This is a genomic window from Pseudonocardia lacus (genome assembly GCF_018531445.1).
Taxonomy (GTDB): Bacteria; Actinomycetota; Actinomycetes; order Mycobacteriales; family Pseudonocardiaceae; genus Pseudonocardia; species Pseudonocardia lacus.
The window spans coordinates 1-15,505 of record NZ_JAHDTH010000200.1 but is presented as its reverse complement, the minus strand read 5'-3'; the positions used below and the strand labels follow the sequence as shown (position 1 = coordinate 15,505).

Annotated in this window: 13 protein-coding genes; 9 read left to right on the top strand and 4 right to left on the bottom strand. The window is 73.4% G+C overall.

What is annotated here, in order from left to right; all coding sequences use genetic code 11:
• Window positions 1-140: 140 nt before the first annotated feature.
• From KIK08_RS31125 to KIK08_RS31115, 3 genes are all read right to left on the bottom strand, one after another.
• On the bottom strand, window positions 141-941 hold the full coding sequence (locus KIK08_RS31125; RefSeq protein ID WP_214406883.1) for an IS630 family transposase: 801 nt from the start codon (window positions 939-941) through the stop codon (window positions 141-143).
• Between the two features lie 48 nt (window positions 942-989).
• Complete coding sequence (locus KIK08_RS31120) at window positions 990-2,252, bottom strand: IS256 family transposase (protein WP_408004761.1); 1,263 nt, start codon at window positions 2,250-2,252, stop codon at window positions 990-992.
• Window positions 2,253-2,328: 76 nt separating this feature from the next.
• On the bottom strand, window positions 2,329-2,787 hold the full coding sequence (locus KIK08_RS31115; RefSeq protein WP_214406881.1) for a helix-turn-helix domain-containing protein: 459 nt from the start codon (window positions 2,785-2,787) through the stop codon (window positions 2,329-2,331).
• A 310-nt stretch (window positions 2,788-3,097) separates the two neighbouring features.
• Here KIK08_RS31115 and rsmA point away from each other — a divergent pair, with 310 nt between their 5' ends.
• The 6 genes from rsmA to KIK08_RS31085 all read left to right on the top strand — a co-directional run bounded on the left by rsmA (window position 3,098) and on the right by KIK08_RS31085 (window position 10,616).
• Window positions 3,098-3,967 carry a 16S rRNA (adenine(1518)-N(6)/adenine(1519)-N(6))-dimethyltransferase RsmA gene (gene rsmA, locus KIK08_RS31110; protein WP_308258009.1) on the top strand — a complete coding sequence of 290 codons (870 nt, stop codon included), beginning with the start codon at window positions 3,098-3,100 and terminating at the stop codon, window positions 3,965-3,967.
• Window positions 3,968-4,139: 172 nt separating this feature from the next.
• Window positions 4,140-4,712, top strand: a complete 573-nt coding sequence (locus tag KIK08_RS31105) for a PadR family transcriptional regulator (protein WP_308258008.1) — start codon at window positions 4,140-4,142, stop codon at window positions 4,710-4,712.
• Window positions 4,694-6,217, top strand: coding sequence for a DHA2 family efflux MFS transporter permease subunit (locus tag KIK08_RS31100; protein ID WP_214406880.1), 1,524 nt, complete (start codon window positions 4,694-4,696; stop codon window positions 6,215-6,217). The genes KIK08_RS31105 and KIK08_RS31100 overlap by 19 nt, the downstream gene beginning before the upstream one ends.
• Window positions 6,218-6,242: 25 nt before the next feature.
• A complete protein-coding gene (locus KIK08_RS31095) occupies window positions 6,243-7,205 on the top strand; it encodes a 4-(cytidine 5'-diphospho)-2-C-methyl-D-erythritol kinase (protein ID WP_214406879.1) in 963 nt (320 codons plus the stop codon).
• Entirely contained in the window at window positions 7,205-9,004 is a 1,800-nt protein-coding gene (locus KIK08_RS31090) for an ABC-F family ATP-binding cassette domain-containing protein (RefSeq protein ID WP_214406878.1), read from the top strand. Before KIK08_RS31095 ends, KIK08_RS31090 begins: the two co-directional genes overlap by 1 nt.
• A gap of 91 nt (window positions 9,005-9,095) precedes the next feature.
• The gene (locus KIK08_RS31085; RefSeq protein WP_214406877.1) at window positions 9,096-10,616 is read left to right on the top strand and encodes a glycosyltransferase family 39 protein; all 1,521 of its coding nucleotides are present in this window, start codon (window positions 9,096-9,098) and stop codon (window positions 10,614-10,616) included.
• A gap of 98 nt (window positions 10,617-10,714) precedes the next feature.
• Here the strand turns inward: KIK08_RS31085 and KIK08_RS31080 are convergent, their stop codons facing one another.
• Complete coding sequence (locus KIK08_RS31080; RefSeq protein ID WP_214406876.1) at window positions 10,715-11,152, bottom strand: nuclear transport factor 2 family protein; 438 nt, start codon at window positions 11,150-11,152, stop codon at window positions 10,715-10,717.
• Window positions 11,153-11,236: 84 nt separating this feature from the next.
• Here KIK08_RS31080 and KIK08_RS31075 point away from each other — a divergent pair, with 84 nt between their 5' ends.
• From KIK08_RS31075 to KIK08_RS31065, 3 genes are all read left to right on the top strand, one after another.
• Entirely contained in the window at window positions 11,237-11,809 is a 573-nt protein-coding gene (locus KIK08_RS31075) for a TetR/AcrR family transcriptional regulator (RefSeq protein ID WP_214406875.1), read from the top strand.
• Window positions 11,810-12,012: 203 nt separating this feature from the next.
• The gene (locus KIK08_RS31070; RefSeq protein ID WP_214406874.1) at window positions 12,013-14,217 is read left to right on the top strand and encodes a serine/threonine-protein kinase; all 2,205 of its coding nucleotides are present in this window, start codon (window positions 12,013-12,015) and stop codon (window positions 14,215-14,217) included.
• Between the two features lie 199 nt (window positions 14,218-14,416).
• On the top strand, window positions 14,417-15,388 hold the full coding sequence (locus KIK08_RS31065) for an ATP-binding cassette domain-containing protein (RefSeq protein WP_214406873.1): 972 nt from the start codon (window positions 14,417-14,419) through the stop codon (window positions 15,386-15,388).
• Window positions 15,389-15,505 lie beyond the last annotated feature (117 nt).

Genomic DNA, 15,505 nt, shown 5'->3' with positions numbered 1-15,505 from the left:
CCTCCTGGGGTTGTGTGTGGGTGCCGTCAGACAGCTCCACACCACACCGGGAGGTCCTCGCCTATCAAGATCAGCTAGATCGTGTCGTCACATGATCTCGACCAACGTCTCCGGTCAGTACAGCTAGTAGACCGTCGCCTCTAACGTTCGGGGTAGAGGTGTCGAAGTCTGATCCGTGCGTCGCTGGTGGTGAACTGCCAGTTGACCTGTCGCTGGTCGGCGTTGGTAGCGGTCTGCCAGGCGGCGAGTTCGGTGTTGAGGACGTCGAGGTCGGCGATGCGGCGGTCGAGGCATTGGCGGGTCAGGGCGGAGAGTTCGATCTCGGCGATGTTGAGCCAGGACCCGTGGCGGGGGGTGTGGTGGATGTCGAGTCGTTGGGCCAGGGCGAAGGCCTTGGCCGGGGCGAAGGCCTCGTAGAGCGAGCCGACCGAGTGGGTGTTGAGGTTGTCCATGACCAGCACGATCTTCTCGGCGTCGGGGTAGTCGACGCTGAGAAGCCGGTCGACTTCGTGGGCCCAGTCCAGGCGGGTGCGTCGGGTGCGGGCGTTGACCCGGCGCCGGCCGGCGAGGGGTTCGACCCAGACGAAGATCGAGCAGGTCCCGCGGCGGATGTACTCGGAGTCGACCTTGAGGTCGCTGCCGGGTGTGAGGTCGCCGGCGGGGGTGGCGGGGATCGGTGCGCGGGCGTGGTCGAGGAGTTGGTAGGGCTTCTCGTCCATGCAGACCACCGGCACGGCCGGGTTGTGGGGGCGGGCGTAGACGGTGAGGACGTCTTCCATCCTGGCGACGAACTCGCCGTTGGCGGTCGGTGGGATGGTCCAGCACTTTCTCAGATGAGGACGAAGCGCCGTTTTTTTAGGACCCGACCGATGGTCGAGTGGTCCATGTCCGGGATGTCGGCGACCAACGCGACCTGCCGCTCCAGCAGCCGCAACGACCAACGGGCGTGCGAGCCTGTCAAGTTGTCTGTGTAAGTCGATCTCGGTTGGTCAGGTCAGGTAGGGGTTAAGTCGTTCGGGATAGGCCAACGCGAGGGCGCCGAGCGCGGCTCTCCAGCCGATCACACTGGCGCCCTCGACGAGTCGGCCGGGTGCGCGACGCTCGTTGGCCTTGAGGCCTTTCTCCTTGGCTCGCTGACGTGCGCGTTTGTCTTCGATGTCGCGGATGGCCAGCCAGAGGAGCTTGATCGCGGCGTCGTCGTTGGGGAAGTGTCCGCGGTTCTTGATGATCTTGCGGAGTTGGAAGTTCAACGACTCGATGCTGTTGGTCGTGTAGATGATCTTGCGGAGTTCGGGTGGGAACGCCAGGAACGGGATGAACCGCTCCCACGCGTTCTCCCAGGTCACGACCGCGGCAGGATACTTCTTGCCGAGGTCTGACTCAGCGAAGGCGAGCAGCTCGGACTCGGCGATGTCGACGGTGGGGGCGGTGTAGATCGGGCGCAGCGCGGCGGCGACCTTCTTGCGGTCCTGGTAGGACACGAACCGCATCGCCGCGCGGATCAGGTGCACCGTGCAGGTCTGCACGGTGGTCTGGGGCCAGGTCGCCTCGACGGCTTCGGGGAACCCGATGAGGCCGTCGCAGCACACGATCAGCACGTCGCGGACCCCGCGGTTGCGCAGCTCGGCGCAGACCCCGGCCCAGAACTTCGCGCCCTCGCTGGCTTGGACCCAGATCCCGAGGACGTGTTTGATCCCGTCGAGGTCGACCCCGACGGCGATGTGTGCGGACCGGTTGCGGACCTGATGTCCGTCGCGGACCTTCACCACGAGGGCGTCGAGGTAGATGATCGGGTAGATCTCCTCGAGCGGGCGGGCCTGCCACGCCTTGACCTCGTCCAACACGCTGTCGGTGATCTTCGAGATGGTGTCGTGGGACAGCTCGGTGCCCAGCGTGCGCTCCAGATGATGGGCGATGTCACGCACGGTCATCCCGCCCGCATACAGTGAGATGATCATGTCGTCGAGGCCGCCGGTACGCCGCGCGCCCTTCGGGACCAGGCGCGGCTCGAACGACCCGGCCCGATCTCTTGGCACGGCGAGGTCGAGGTCGCCGACCTCGCTGGCCACGGTCTTCGGGCTGGTTCCGTTGCGGGAGTTGCCTGATCCGCGCCCCGCGGGGTCGCCGCGTTCGTAGCCCAGATGCGCGGTCAGCTCGGTGGCCAGGCCGCGTTCGAGGACGGCCTTGATCATTTCCGGGAGGAAGCCACCCTGTCCGGTCAGTTCCAGGCCGCCGGCGTCGACACGGTCCATCACGTCGTCGAGCAGGCCCGCGTCGATCATCCGGTTCACTGCTTCACGGGCCGAGCCCGGCCGCTGCGCGGCCGGTTCAGCACCGAGGGGATGCCCCGGCTGGTGATCTTCGGTCACGGACAACTGTGTACTCCTCAGCGGAAGAGGATCTTGTTACACAGCCCATCTGACACGCTCGGGCGTGCCCGGGTGGCGGGGTCGAGCAGGCCAGCGCGATCAACCGGGCCTCGACCTCACCAGTGATCTTGGGCTCCACCGGCGGGGTGAGGCGCTTCTTGCGCTGGATCGTCGCGACAACATCACCGTCACGCTCGACATAGACCTTGGCCACGTTGCTGATGGTTTCCGGATCGACCCCGACCCGCCCGGCGATCTCCCGACGACTCGCGGGCTGTCCACGACTGTCATCGAGCTCCAGCAGGATCCGCGACCGGCGGACCTCTTGGGCGGGATGGGCACCGGTGCGGACCACCCTGGTCAGCCACTCACGCTCCTCGGCGCTGAGCACCACCGAGTGCAACGTCGACTTCGCCACGACACGTCCTCACAGCAGGGGGAGCACCACTGCTGCTGCTCTACCGCATCCCGGCGCAACATTAGCGGCGACACGCCACTAGTGCCCCCCGCCGGGAGTTCACCCAGGTATCTCGGCGGCCCAGCTTCCCGCTGACCACACCGGGGACCGGCCCGAGTACGCCCCGGTACGAGGGCCGGCCCCCGGCGTGCCCAGCAGAAACCCGGATCCACCGATACACCCGCCGAACTTCCGGCGGGGGACACCGGCCATCCCACCCGCTGGGCGACCCGGTGGGCGGGGGCGGCGGGGCAGGGGGGACGCTGGTCCGGTGAGCGAGCACGAGTCGCACCTGCTGGGGCCGGCGGAGGTCCGGGCGCTGGCCGCCGAGCTGGGGGTGCGGCCGACCAAGCGGCTCGGGCAGAACTTCGTGCACGACCCCAACACCGTGCGCCGCATCGTGCGAGCCGCCGGGCTGGAGCCCGACGACGTGGTCGTCGAGGTCGGGCCGGGGCTCGGCTCGTTGACGCTGGGCCTGCTGCCGGAGGTCGGGGCCGTGCACGCCGTGGAGATCGACCCCGTGCTGGCCGCGCGGCTGCCGGTCACCGCGGCGGAGCGGGCGCCCGAGCTGGCCGGGCGGCTCACCGTGCACACCGCCGACGCCCTGCGCGTGCGCGCGGGAGACCTGGGGGGCCGGGCGCCGACCGCGCTGGTGGCCAACCTGCCCTACAACGTCGGCGTGCCCGTCGTGCTGCACCTGCTCGCCGAACTGCCGGGCCTGCGGCGGGGGTTGGTCATGGTGCAGGCCGAGGTGGCGGAGCGGCTGGCGGCGCCGCCGGGGAGCCGGGCGTACGGGGTGCCGAGCGCCAAGCTGGCCTGGTTCGCGGCCGCGCGCCGGGCGGGCCCGGTGCCGCGCACCGTGTTCTGGCCGGTGCCCAACGTCGACTCCGGGTTGCTGGCGTTCGACCGCCACGACCCGCCCCCCGGCGACCGGGAGGACGTCTTCGCGGTCGTCGACGCCGCGTTCGCGCAGCGCCGCAAGGCCCTGCGCTCGGCGCTGGGCGGGTGGGCCGGCTCGCCGGCGGCGGCGGCGGAGGCGCTCGTGGCGGCCGGGATCTCCCCGCTGGCCCGCGCAGAGACGCTCGGCATCGCCGACTTCGCCCGCCTCGCCGAGGCCCGGACGCGCACCACTGCCGGCTGATCGGCCGGCCGGCTCCGTCGAGAACGACGTCGTCGCGCGATGGACCGGTCCAATCCGACAGCAACCTCGTTCTCGACGGGAGTGGCGGGGCGGGGTGACGGGCGTCGCGTGGCCCGGCCAGTTGTTCCGCGCGTACTATTCCACGTGGAACAACCCACGTGGAGGTGATCGGGTGTCGGCATCGGCGTTGACCCCGCTGGCGATGAGCGCGCTCGCGATGCTCGTCGAGCGGCCGATGCACCCGTACGAGATGTACCGGCTGATGGTCGACCGGTACGCGCACGAGGTCGTCAAGGTCAAGCCGGGCACGCTCTACCACGCCATGGCGCGGATGGCCGACGCCGAGCTCATCGAGGCCGCCGGCACCGACCGGGAGGGCGGGCGCCCGGAGCGCACCACCTACCGCATCACGCCGAAGGGCGTGCGGACGATGCAGGAGCGGCTGCGGGGCCTGCTGGCCCAGCCGGTCAACGAGTACCCGAGCTTCCCCGCCGCCCTCGGCGAGGCGCACAACCTCCCGCGCGAGGAGGTGCTGGAGCTGCTGGCGACGCGGATCGCCACGCTGCAGGCCCGCGTGGACGAGAGCCGTCCGCCGCTGGCCGCGGCCGCCGCCAGGGGTGTCCCGGAGGCCTACCTCATCGACCACCACTTCGTGGTCGACATGACCGCCGCCGAGCTGGAATGGCTGCGCGAGCTGGTCGCACGCATCGAGAACAAGGAGCTGGAATGGCCGAGCAGGCCGTGAACCCGACCGGCGCGCAGGCGCCGCCCGAACGCAGCCCATGGCCCGCCCTGTGGGCCCTGGTGCTCGGGTTCTTCATGATCCTGGTCGACACGACGATCGTGTCGGTGGCCACTCCGGCGATCATGGCCGACCTGGGCGCCGACGTCGACGGCGTCGTCTGGGTGACCAGTGCGTACCTGCTCGCCTACGCCGTTCCGCTGCTGGTCACCGGCCGGCTGGGCGACCGGTTCGGGCCGCGCAACGTCTACCTGATCGGGCTGGCGATCTTCACCCTGGCCTCGTTGTGGTGCGGGCTGACCGGCAGCATCGGCTCGCTGGTCGCCGCCCGCGTCGTGCAGGGGCTGGGCGCGGCGCTGATGACCCCGCAGACCATGGCCGTGATCACCCGGACGTTCCCGGCGAACGCGCGTGGGCAGGCGATGAGCTTGTGGGGTGCCACCGCGGGTGTCGCGACGCTCGTCGGTCCGCTCCTGGGCGGCGTGCTGGTGGACGGGTTCGGCTGGGAGTGGATCTTCTTCATCAACGTGCCGGTCGGCGTGCTCGGCCTGGTCCTGGCCGCCCGGCTGGTGCCCGACCTGCCCACCACCGTGCGCCGCTTCGACTGGCTCGGGGTGGCGCTCAGCGGGGTCGGCATGTTCCTGCTGGTCTTCGGGATCCAGGAGGGGCAGTCCTACGACTGGGGCACGATCGCCGGGCCGATCTCGGTCTGGTCGTTGATCGTCGCCGGGATCGTCGTGCTCGCGCTGTTCGTGTTCTGGCAGGCCCGCAACAAGGCCGAGCCGCTGGTCCCGCTGGGGCTGTTCGGCGACCGCAACTTCAGCCTCGCCGCGCTCGCGATCGCCACCGTCGGCTTCGCGGTGACCTCGATGTCGTTCCCGCTCATCTTCTTCGCCCAGGGCGTGCTCGGGCTCAGCCCGACGCAGTCGGCGCTGCTGTTCGTGCCGATGGCGGTCGTGTCCGGCGGGTTGTCGCCGTTCGTCGGCAAGCTCGCCGACCGGGCGCACCCGCGCTGGGTGGCCGGGTTCGGCCTGCTCTGCTTCGCGGTCTCGCTGGTCTGGCTCGGCGCGGTGATGAGCCCGGGCGTCCCGGTCTGGCAGCTGCTGCTGCCGCTCGCCCTGCTCGGCGTGGCCAACGGGTTCGTCTGGGCGCCGCTGTCCACCACCGCCACCCGCAACCTGCCGTTGGCCAGCGCGGGGGCCGGGGCCGGCATCTACAACACCACCCGCCAGATCGGGGCGGTGCTGGGCAGCGCCGGGATCGCCGTGCTCATCCAGGCCCGGCTGGCCGCGACGCTGCCCGCGGCCGGCGGCGGAGCCGGCAGCGCGGAGACGGGCGTGGCGCAGCTCCCCCCGATGCTGCACGAGGGCTTCAGTACCGCGATGGGCCAGTCGCTCATCCTGCCCGCGGTGGTGCTGCTCGTGGGGCTGGTGGCGGCGCTGGCCTTCGCCACGCCCCGCCATCTGGCGGCGAAGCGGGAGCGGGAGGACGTGCGCTCGGCGGCCTGACCGGACCCGCACGTACTGTTGTGCGGTGCTCGCCGCCGTCCCGTCCCCGGTCACCGTGCGCGTGCCCGCAAAGATCAACCTGCATCTCGCGGTCGGCCCGGAGCGCCCCGACGGCTACCACGAGCTGGTCACCGTCTTCCACGCCGTGAGCCTCTACGACGAGGTCTCGGTCGCCGAGGGCGACGGCCCCGGCGTCGAGGTGCACGGCGAGGGCGCCGCCGACGTGCCCACCGACGCCACCAACCTCGCCCTGCGGGCCGTGCGGCTGCTGGCCGGGCACGCCGGGCGCGACCCGGACGTCTCGGTGGTGCTGCGCAAGGGCATCCCGGTCGCCGGCGGGATGGCCGGGGGCAGCGCCGACGCCGCCGCCACGCTGGTCGGGCTGTCGGCGCTGTGGAAGCTGGAGCTCGGCCGCGACGAGCTCTCCGAGATGGCCACCGAGCTGGGCAGCGACGTGGCGTTCGCGCTGCACGGCGGCACCGCGGTCGGCACCGGGCGCGGCGAGCGGATCGTGCCCGTGCTGGCCCGCCACCCCCTGCACTGGGTGCTGGCCCTGCACCGCGGCGGGCTGTCGACGCCCGAGGTCTTCGGCGAGCTCGACCGGCTCCGCTCCGGCTCGCTCGGCGAGCCGCGCCCCGTGGAGCCCGTGCTGGAGGCCATCGCCGGCGGCGACCCCCGCCAGCTGGCCCTGAGCCTGGGCAACGACCTGCAGCCCGCGGCCGTCAGCATGGCCCCCGAGCTGCGCCGCACGCTGCGCGCCGGGGTGGACGCCGGCGCGCTGGCCGGGCTGGTGTCCGGGTCCGGACCCACCTGCGCGTTCCTGTGCGCCGACCGCGACAGCGCCGTCGACGTGGCCTCCGAGCTCGCCGGGGTCGGGGTGTGCCGCACCGTGCGGGTGGCGCACGGCCCGGTGCCCGGCGCCCGGGTCGTCGACCCCGCCGAACCGCCACCCGGCCCACCGCCGCTGCGACCGCTGGGGCACGCCTGATGCCGCCGCGCGGGAGCAACCTCGTCAACCTGGAGTCCGTCACCGCCCACGTGCCCGGCGACGCCTCCCGGGTGCTGCTGGACGCCGTGTCGCTGGGCGTCGAGCGCGGCGAGCGGGTCGGCGTCGTCGGGCTCAACGGTGGTGGCAAGACGACCCTGCTCGACATCCTGACCGGGGTCCGCGCACCCGACGGCGGCCGCGTCAGCCGCGTCGGCGACCTGCGGATGACCCACCTCGTCCAGGGCGACGCGTTGCCGCCCGGCGCGCGCGTCCGCGACGTCGTGCTGGCCGCCTACTCCGGCGCCGCCGAGCACGAGTGGGCCGCCGACGCGAAGGTCCGCGAGGTGCTCGACGGCCTGGGCATCGGCGACCTCGACCGTTCCGTCGCCGGGCTGTCCGGCGGTGAGAAGCGGCGGATCTCGCTGGCCGCTGCGCTGGTCGCCGACCCCGACCTGGTCGTGCTCGACGAGCCCACCAACCACCTCGACGTCGAGGGCATCAGCTGGCTCGCCGAGCACCTGCTGTCGCGGCGGTGCGCCGTCGTGGTCGTCACGCACGACCGGTGGTTCCTCGACGCCGTCTGCACCCGCACCTGGGAGGTCGCGAACGGGCGCGTCGAGAGCTACGTCGGCGGCTACGCCGACTGGGTCTACGCCCGCGCCGAGCGCTCCCGCCAGGCCGACGCCGCCGAGGCCCGCCGACAGAACCTGGCCCGCAAGGAGCTGGCCTGGCTGCGCCGCGGTGCCCCGGCCCGCACGTCGAAGCCCCGGTTCCGGATCGAGGCGGCCGAGGCGCTGATCGCGGACGTGCCGCCGCCGCGCAACACCGTCGAGCTGATGGGCTTCGCCACCAACCGGCTCGGCAAGACCGTCCTGGAGCTGGAGGACGCCACCGCCACGGTGGCCGGGCGCACCCTGCTCGACCGCGTCACCTGGCGGCTCGGCCCGGGCGACCGGGTCGCCGTCGTCGGCGCCAACGGCTCGGGCAAGACCACGCTGCTGCGCACGCTCACCGGGCAGCGCCCGCTCGACGGCGGCCGGCTGGTGCGCGGCAGCACCGTGCAGCTCGCCGAGCTCAGCCAGGAGCTGGTCGACCTACCCCGCGACATGCGGGTGCTGGAGGCCACCGAGCAGGTCGCGAAGTTCGTCCGGCTCGGCAAGCTGGAGCTCACCGCGTCCTCGGTGCTGGAGCGGCTGGGCTTCCCCGCGTCGCGCCAGTGGACGCCGGTCGGCGACCTGTCCGGCGGCGAGCGGCGCCGCCTGCAGCTCACCCGCCTGATGATGGCCGAACCGAACGTGCTGCTGCTCGACGAGCCCACCAACGACCTCGACGTCGACACGCTGTCCCGCCTCGAGGACCTGCTCGACGGCTGGCCGGGCACGCTCGTCGTGGTCAGCCACGACCGCTACCTGGTCGAACGGGCCTGCGACACGGTCGTCGCGCTGCTCGGCGACGGGAAGATCACCCACCTGCCAGGCGGCGTCGAGGAGTACCTGCGCCGCCGGGCCGCGGCCGGCGACCAGGTCAACGGGCTCACCGCCGCGGCCGCCGCGCCGGCTGCGGCCAAGCCGTCCTCCAGCGCCGCCGAGCAGCGCGCGGCCCGCAAGGAGGCCGCGCGCCTGGAGCGCCGGATGGAGGCGCTGGGCAGGCGCGAGACCGACCTGCACGCCAAGCTGGCCGAGGCCGCCACCGACCCCACCCGCCTCATGGAGCTCGACCGCGAGCTGAAGGCCGTGGTCGCCGAACGGGAGGCCGTCGAGCAGGAGTGGCTGGAGGCCGCCGAGCGCGCCGAGGCCTGACGGGCTGATCCGGCGATCAACCGATCGGCTGACCCGAGCCTCGCCGGTCGACCGAATCGCCCGGTACCGGCCCCGCCATAGCGTCGTCGCCATGACGGGGGCAACGGACACCGGACCACTTGCGACCACCACAGACCGACGACTGCTGACGGGGGAGCCGGTCGCCGCGTTCGCGCGCGGGCCGGTGCTCGCCCTGGCCGGGATCGTGGCGCTGCTGCTGACCGCGGTCAGCGGGCGCTACGGCTACTTCGGCGACGAGCTCTACTTCGTCGCCGCCGGCCACCACCTCGACTGGGGCTACGCCGACCAGCCGCCGCTGGTGCCGCTGCTGGCCCTGCTGATGGACACCATCGCCCCGGGCTCGGTCGCGGTGCTGCGGATCCCGGCCACGCTGGCCACCGTCGCCGGGATCGTGCTGGCCGCACTGCTGGCCCGCGAACTCGGCGGGGGGCGCAGGGCGCAGCTGATCACCGCGGGCGCGTTCGCGCTGGCGCCGATCTTCCTCGGCGGCGGCCACCTGCTGGCCACCTCGACGTTCGACCCGGTGCTGTGGACCGCGGTCACCTGGCTCGTCGTGCGCTGGGTGCGCACCCGCTCCGACCGGCTGCTGCTCGTCGCCGGCGTGGTGACGGCGGTGGCGCTGCAGGTCAAGTTCCTGATCGTCGGGTTCTGGGTGATCGCGATCCTGGCGGTGCTGGTGGTCGGGCCGCGCGGGATGCTGCGCCGACCCGCGCTCTGGGCCGGCGGGGCGATCGCGGTGCTGGCGACCGTGCCGACGCTGCTCTGGCAGGCGAACAACGGCTGGCCGCAGCTGGCCATGAGCCAGGCGGTCGCCGCGGAGAGCGTGTACGCGGGCGGCGTGCTCGGGTTCCTGCCGCTGGGCCTGGCCGGCGGGTTCGTGATCGGCCTCGTGCTGGCCCTGCACGGCACCTACCGCCTGCTGCGCGACCCCGACCTGCGGTTCCTGGGCATCACCGCGCTCGGCGTGGCGGCCCTGTTCATGGCCACCGGCGGGCGCCCGTACTACATCTCCGGCATGTTCGCGCTGGTGTGGGCGGCCTCGGCGGTGACCGTCGAGCGCGGCGACGCGGCGAGGTGGTGGCGCTGGGTCGCGACCTGGCCCGTCTACGCGGTCAGCGCCGTGGTGGTGCTCGCGGTGATCCACCCGCTGCCGATCAAGCCGGTGTCCTGGCACGCCGATCAGCCCCTGCAGATCGGCAACTTCCAGCTCGACGAGATCGGCTGGGAGAACACCGTGCCCGACGTCGTCGCGGCCTTCGACGCCCTCCCCGACGACGTGGCCCGCAACGCGGTCGTCGTCACCGGCGACTACTGGAGCGTCTCGGCGGCCCAGCGCTACGCGCCCCAGCTGCCCTCCTACAGCTACCACCGCGGCGCCGCCTGGTTCGGCACGCCCCCGGAGGACTCCGGGTCGGTGCTGTTCCTCGGCGACCCGACCGCGCTGGCCCCGTACTTCACCTCGGTGACGATGGTCGGGGCGGTGGACAACGACCTGCGGGTCACGAACCTGACCCAGGGCGGCCCGATCCTCCTCCTGGAGGGCCGCACGGCCCCCTGGTCGCAGATCTGGCCCGCCGTCCGCCACCTCTGATCGCCCCCGACCCGAGTTCAGGAAAGCCACGATGCTGCCCGCAGAGGGCAGCATCGTGGCTTTCCTGAACTCCGGTGTGGGGGTGGGGGTGGGGGTGGTCAGGAGGAGAGGGCGGCGGCGAGGTCGGGCTTGCGGCCGAGGATCTCGGCCATCGCGACCGGGTTCATGTAGTCGTCGTAGGAGACGATCTCGCCGTCGCGGACGCGGATGACGCCCAGCGCCCGGAAGCGGTACGGCCGGCCGGTGGCGTGGGAGTGGCCGTGGTGCTCGATCTCGGTGACGATCACCTCGGGGTCGTCGGTCTCCCGGACCAGCAGGTCGACGCCCTCGATGTCGAGCGCCTGGCCGTGGGCACCGGCGGCGCCGTAGAAGGACCGGACGGCCTCGCGCCCGGCCAGCTCGGACGGCATGCCGGGGGCGCTGAAGGGGAAGCGCATCACCCCGTCCTCGGCGAACAGGTCGGGGAACGAGACCTCCGGGTCGCCGGCGACCATCCGGCGCGTCAGCTCGGCGATCTCCCGCGGTGTGCGGCTCATGGCTGCTCCTTCTCGTAGAATCGGAACGGTGACCCCGCTTAGAATATACGGAACACGCGCCCCGGTTAGCCAGCGGGGTCGGTAGTGGCCGACCGACCGCTGCGCGCCGACGCCCGGCGCAACCGGGAGCGCGTCCTGGAGGCCGCTCGCGAGCTGTTCGCGGCCTCCGGCCTCGCCGTCCCGCTCGACGACATCGCGGCCCGCGCCGGGGTCGGGCCCGGCACCGTCTACCGGCACTTCCCGACCAAGGAGGCGCTGTTCGAGGCGGTCACCGTGGCCCGGCTGCGCGACCTCGTCGAGTTCGCCCGGGGGTGCGCCGCCGACGACGACCCGGCCGCCGCCTTCGACCGGTTCCTGGACCGCCTCACCGAGGAGGCGGCCGCCAAGCGCAACCTGCCCGAGGCCTTCACGGCGGTCGGGATGGAGGGGCTCGTCCCCGTCCAGGAGGAGTTGTACGCCGCGCTCGCCGTGCTCGTGGGCCGCGCCCAGGAGGTCGGGGCGGTCCGCCCGGAGATCCGGGTTCCCGACCTGCTGGTCCTGCTCAAGGCCATGCTGCAGGCCGCGGGCGAGTCGCCCGACCCGACGGTGCTCGACCGGATCGCCCTCGTCCTGCGCGACGGGCTCCGCCCTCCGACGGACCCGGGATCGATCCTTTGACCGATACGCGCGGCGCCCGCGGCCCGTAGCGTCGCTGTCGTGCGGGTGGGGTCGGGGGACCCCCGGGGAGTCCGCACCGGCGCCCGACCGGCCCGCCGCCCCACGCGGCGACGCCGGGCCGGTCGGCGCGGCCCGACGGGGTAGGGTCGCCCTCGGTGACGTCGGTCGCGGAGCGTCACCCGTCGGGGGACGGAGGGTGCGGGGTGGACGAGGGGGCGCCACCGAACGTGCCCGAGTTCGGTTCCTACCGGCTGCTCGGCGAGATCGGTCGGGGCGGGATGGGCGTGGTCCACCGTGCCCTCGACACCCGCCGCAAGCGCATCGTCGCCCTCAAGATGCTCCCCGACCTCGATCCCGACCCGGCGCTGGCCCGCCGCTTCGAGCGCGAGGCGCTGGCCGCCGCGCGGCTCAGCGACCCGCACATCGTCCCGATCCACGACTTCGGTGAGATCGACGGTCGGCTCTTCATCGACATGCAGCTCGTCGAGGGCCGCGACCTCGCCGACCTGCTCGCCGGCACCGGGGGCATCGGCCCGGCGCGAGCGGTCCGGATCCTGGGGCAGGCCGCATCGGCCCTCGACACCGCGCACGCGCACGGCCTCGTGCACCGCGACGTCAAGCCGTCGAACCTGCTCGTCCGCGAGGACCGCGAGGACTTCACCTACCTGCTCGACTTCGGCATCGCCCACGTCTTCGGCGTCGCGACCACCGAGAGCAGGCTGACCAGGACGGGTTCCGCCATCGGCACGCTCGCCTACATGGCGCCGGAGCGCATCGCCGGTTCGCGCGACGTCGACGGCAGGGCGGACGTCTACGCGCTGGCCTGCGTGCTGTTCGAGATGCTGACCGGGGCACGGCCGTTCCCGGCCGCGGACTTCCCCGCGCTGCTCAACGCGCACCTGAACACCCCGCCGCCGGTCGCGGGGTTGGCGCCGGGGTGGGGGGCGGTGCTGGAGCGGGGGATGGCCAAGGACCCCGACGACCGTTACCGCACCGCGGGCGAGCTGGCCGCGGCCGCCCGGCTGGTGCTGGCCGGCGGAGCCGCGCCGTCGACCACGCAACCCGCGGTGGCGCGGTACGCCACCGGGCCGACGCTGTCCGAGGTGCCGCCCGATGCGGCGCCGGTGCCCCCGGAGGCGTCCACCGTGCCGGTGGTGGGCCGCCCGCGCACCCTCGTGGCGGCGACGCCCGCGCCCGGTGGTGGGCGGCGTCGTCGTCGGCTCGTCGCGCTGACGGCGCTCGCCCTGGTGGCGCTGCTCGGGGTGGGCGCGGCGTTGTGGCTCGGTGCCGGCCTGCCGAGCGGCGCCCGGGACGACCTCGACGGCCGGCTGGTGCTCGAGGCGGCCGACGATCCCGGTCCCGGGCCGTTCACCGACGACTTCCGGACCGTGAAGGCCGGGCCGTCCCCCGCGGCAGGGACGCCGGTCGCCGACGGAGCGACGGACTGGGGCGTTCCCGGGTCCGCGATGGGCCTGTACCGATCGGTCCTCGGCCGCGCCGACTGCGACCGGGACTCCCTGGCGGCCGCCCTCGCGGGGGACGCCGACCTGCGCCTCGCCTGGACCGGGGCCTTGGTCGCCGACGGGTCGGCCGACGTCAGCCGCGGTCCCGGCGACGACGACTACCTCGACACCCTCACCCCGGTGCTGCTCACGTCGGACGTGCGGGTGCGCGACCACCGGTACGCGGACGGGCGGGCCGAGCCGTTCGACGCGGTCCTGCAGGCGGGCACCGCGGTGCTCGTCGACGAGGCCGGGGTGCCCAGGGTGCGCTGCATCAGCGGCAGCCCGCTGGTCGCGGCGGAGCGACTGCCCGCGGGCGGGCGCGAGCCGCTCGGGCAGCCCTGGCCGGGGCTGGACGTGGCGGGCGTCCCGTTCGTGGTCGGCGGCGAGTCGCCCCTGACCGGGATCGGGTTGCTCGACGCGGCGGGTGGGGCGTTCCTGCGGCCCACGGGCACGCTGGGCGGTGCGGACGCGGAGCTCGCCGACGCGGCGGCGGTGATCGAGGGTCGCTACTCCCTGAGCGGGGGCGTGCGCGTCTGCGCGGTCGACGACTGCAGCCAGTCCTCGGCGACGTACCTCGATCTGTCGATCACGGGCTGCGGCCCGGCGCTCTGCCGGGTCTGGGCCGCGGACTGGGCCGAGTCGGTCGACCTGGTCCTCGACGGCGACGTCTGGCGCGCGACCGGCCGGCTCGCGCCGACCTACGCGTTCCAGTGCGGGACGCAGCCCCTGGAGACCTCGTTCGCGCTGGAGCTGTCCACGACCCGGTCGGCCGTGGTCGGTTCGCGGTGGACCGCCACGTTAGTGTCGGCGACGTGGTCGCTGTGGCACGCGGGGAGCGGCGAGTGCAGCTCGTCCCGCCAGGGTGACCTCGTCTACGACCTCCGGGGTGCGCGGGCCGCCTGACGCACGTAGTCGGCAGCGGTCCGGGCGCTGGGGTCGCGGCCCACCTGGCGTCCGAGCGGTTCGACGGCAGGGCGGACGTCCGCGTCGTCCACGACCTGACGGGCGTCCGCCGGACCCGACGCGCTGACGTCAGGACGCCCGAGAGTGACGTCAGGATGGTGTCAGCCTGCTGTCAGCGGCCGGGCGCATCGTCATCGCCATGGACACCGTCATCGACGTCACCGGGCTGCGGAAGACCTTCGGGTCGACCACCGCCCTGGCCGGCATCGACCTCGCCGCCCGGCGGGGTCAGGTGCTCGGCCTGCTCGGCCCCAACGGGTCGGGCAAGACCACCACCGTCCGCATCCTCAGCACCCTGCTGCGGCCCGACTCCGGCACGGCCACCGTGCTCGGCCACGACGTCGTCGCCGAGCCGCAGGCCGTGCGCTCCCGCATCGGCCTCACCGGCCAGTACGCCGCGGTCGACGAGGCGCTCAGCGGCACCAACAACCTGCTGCTCGTCGCCCGGCTGCTCGACCTGCCCCGGTCGCAGGCCCGCCGGCGGGCCGCCGAGCTGCTCGACCGCTTCGAGCTGACCGAGGCGGCCGGGCGGCGCGTGCGCACCTACTCCGGCGGGATGCGCCGCCGGCTCGACCTGGCCGCCAGCCTCATCGGTCGCCCCGACGTGCTGTTCCTCGACGAGCCGACCACCGGCCTCGACCCGCGCCACCGCAACGAGGTGTGGGACAGCGTGCGTGAGCTCGCCGCCGACGGCGTGACCGTGCTGCTGACCACGCAGTACCTGGAGGAGGCCGACCAGCTGGCCGACGACCTGGTGGTGCTGGACCGCGGCCGGGTCATCGCGGCCGGCACGGCCGCCTCGCTCAAGAGCGAGGTCGGTGGCACGCGGCTGCACATCCGCCCGCTCGACCGGGCCGACCTCACCCGGGTGACCGCGCTGGTCGGGGAGCTGGCGCCGGGCGCCGAGCAGATCGTCGGCTCCGGCGGCGAGCTGGTCGTGGCCGCCGCCGGCCCGGCACTGCTGTACCGCGTGGGCGCCCGCCTCGACGAGGCCGGTGTCGCCGTCGCCGAGCTGGGCCTGCGGCTGCCCAGCCTCGACGACGTCTTCCTGACCCTCACCGGCCACCGCGCCGAGACCGGGACCGACCAGCGGCCCGAGGAGGCTGCCTAATGCTGTTGTCAAGCGGCAGCCGGCCTGTGGTCGGTTCGGTACTCGGTTCTGGTGCGCAGCATGGCGTGCAGGACGTTGACTCGTCGTCGGGCCAGTGCGATGAGAGCTTGGTGGTGG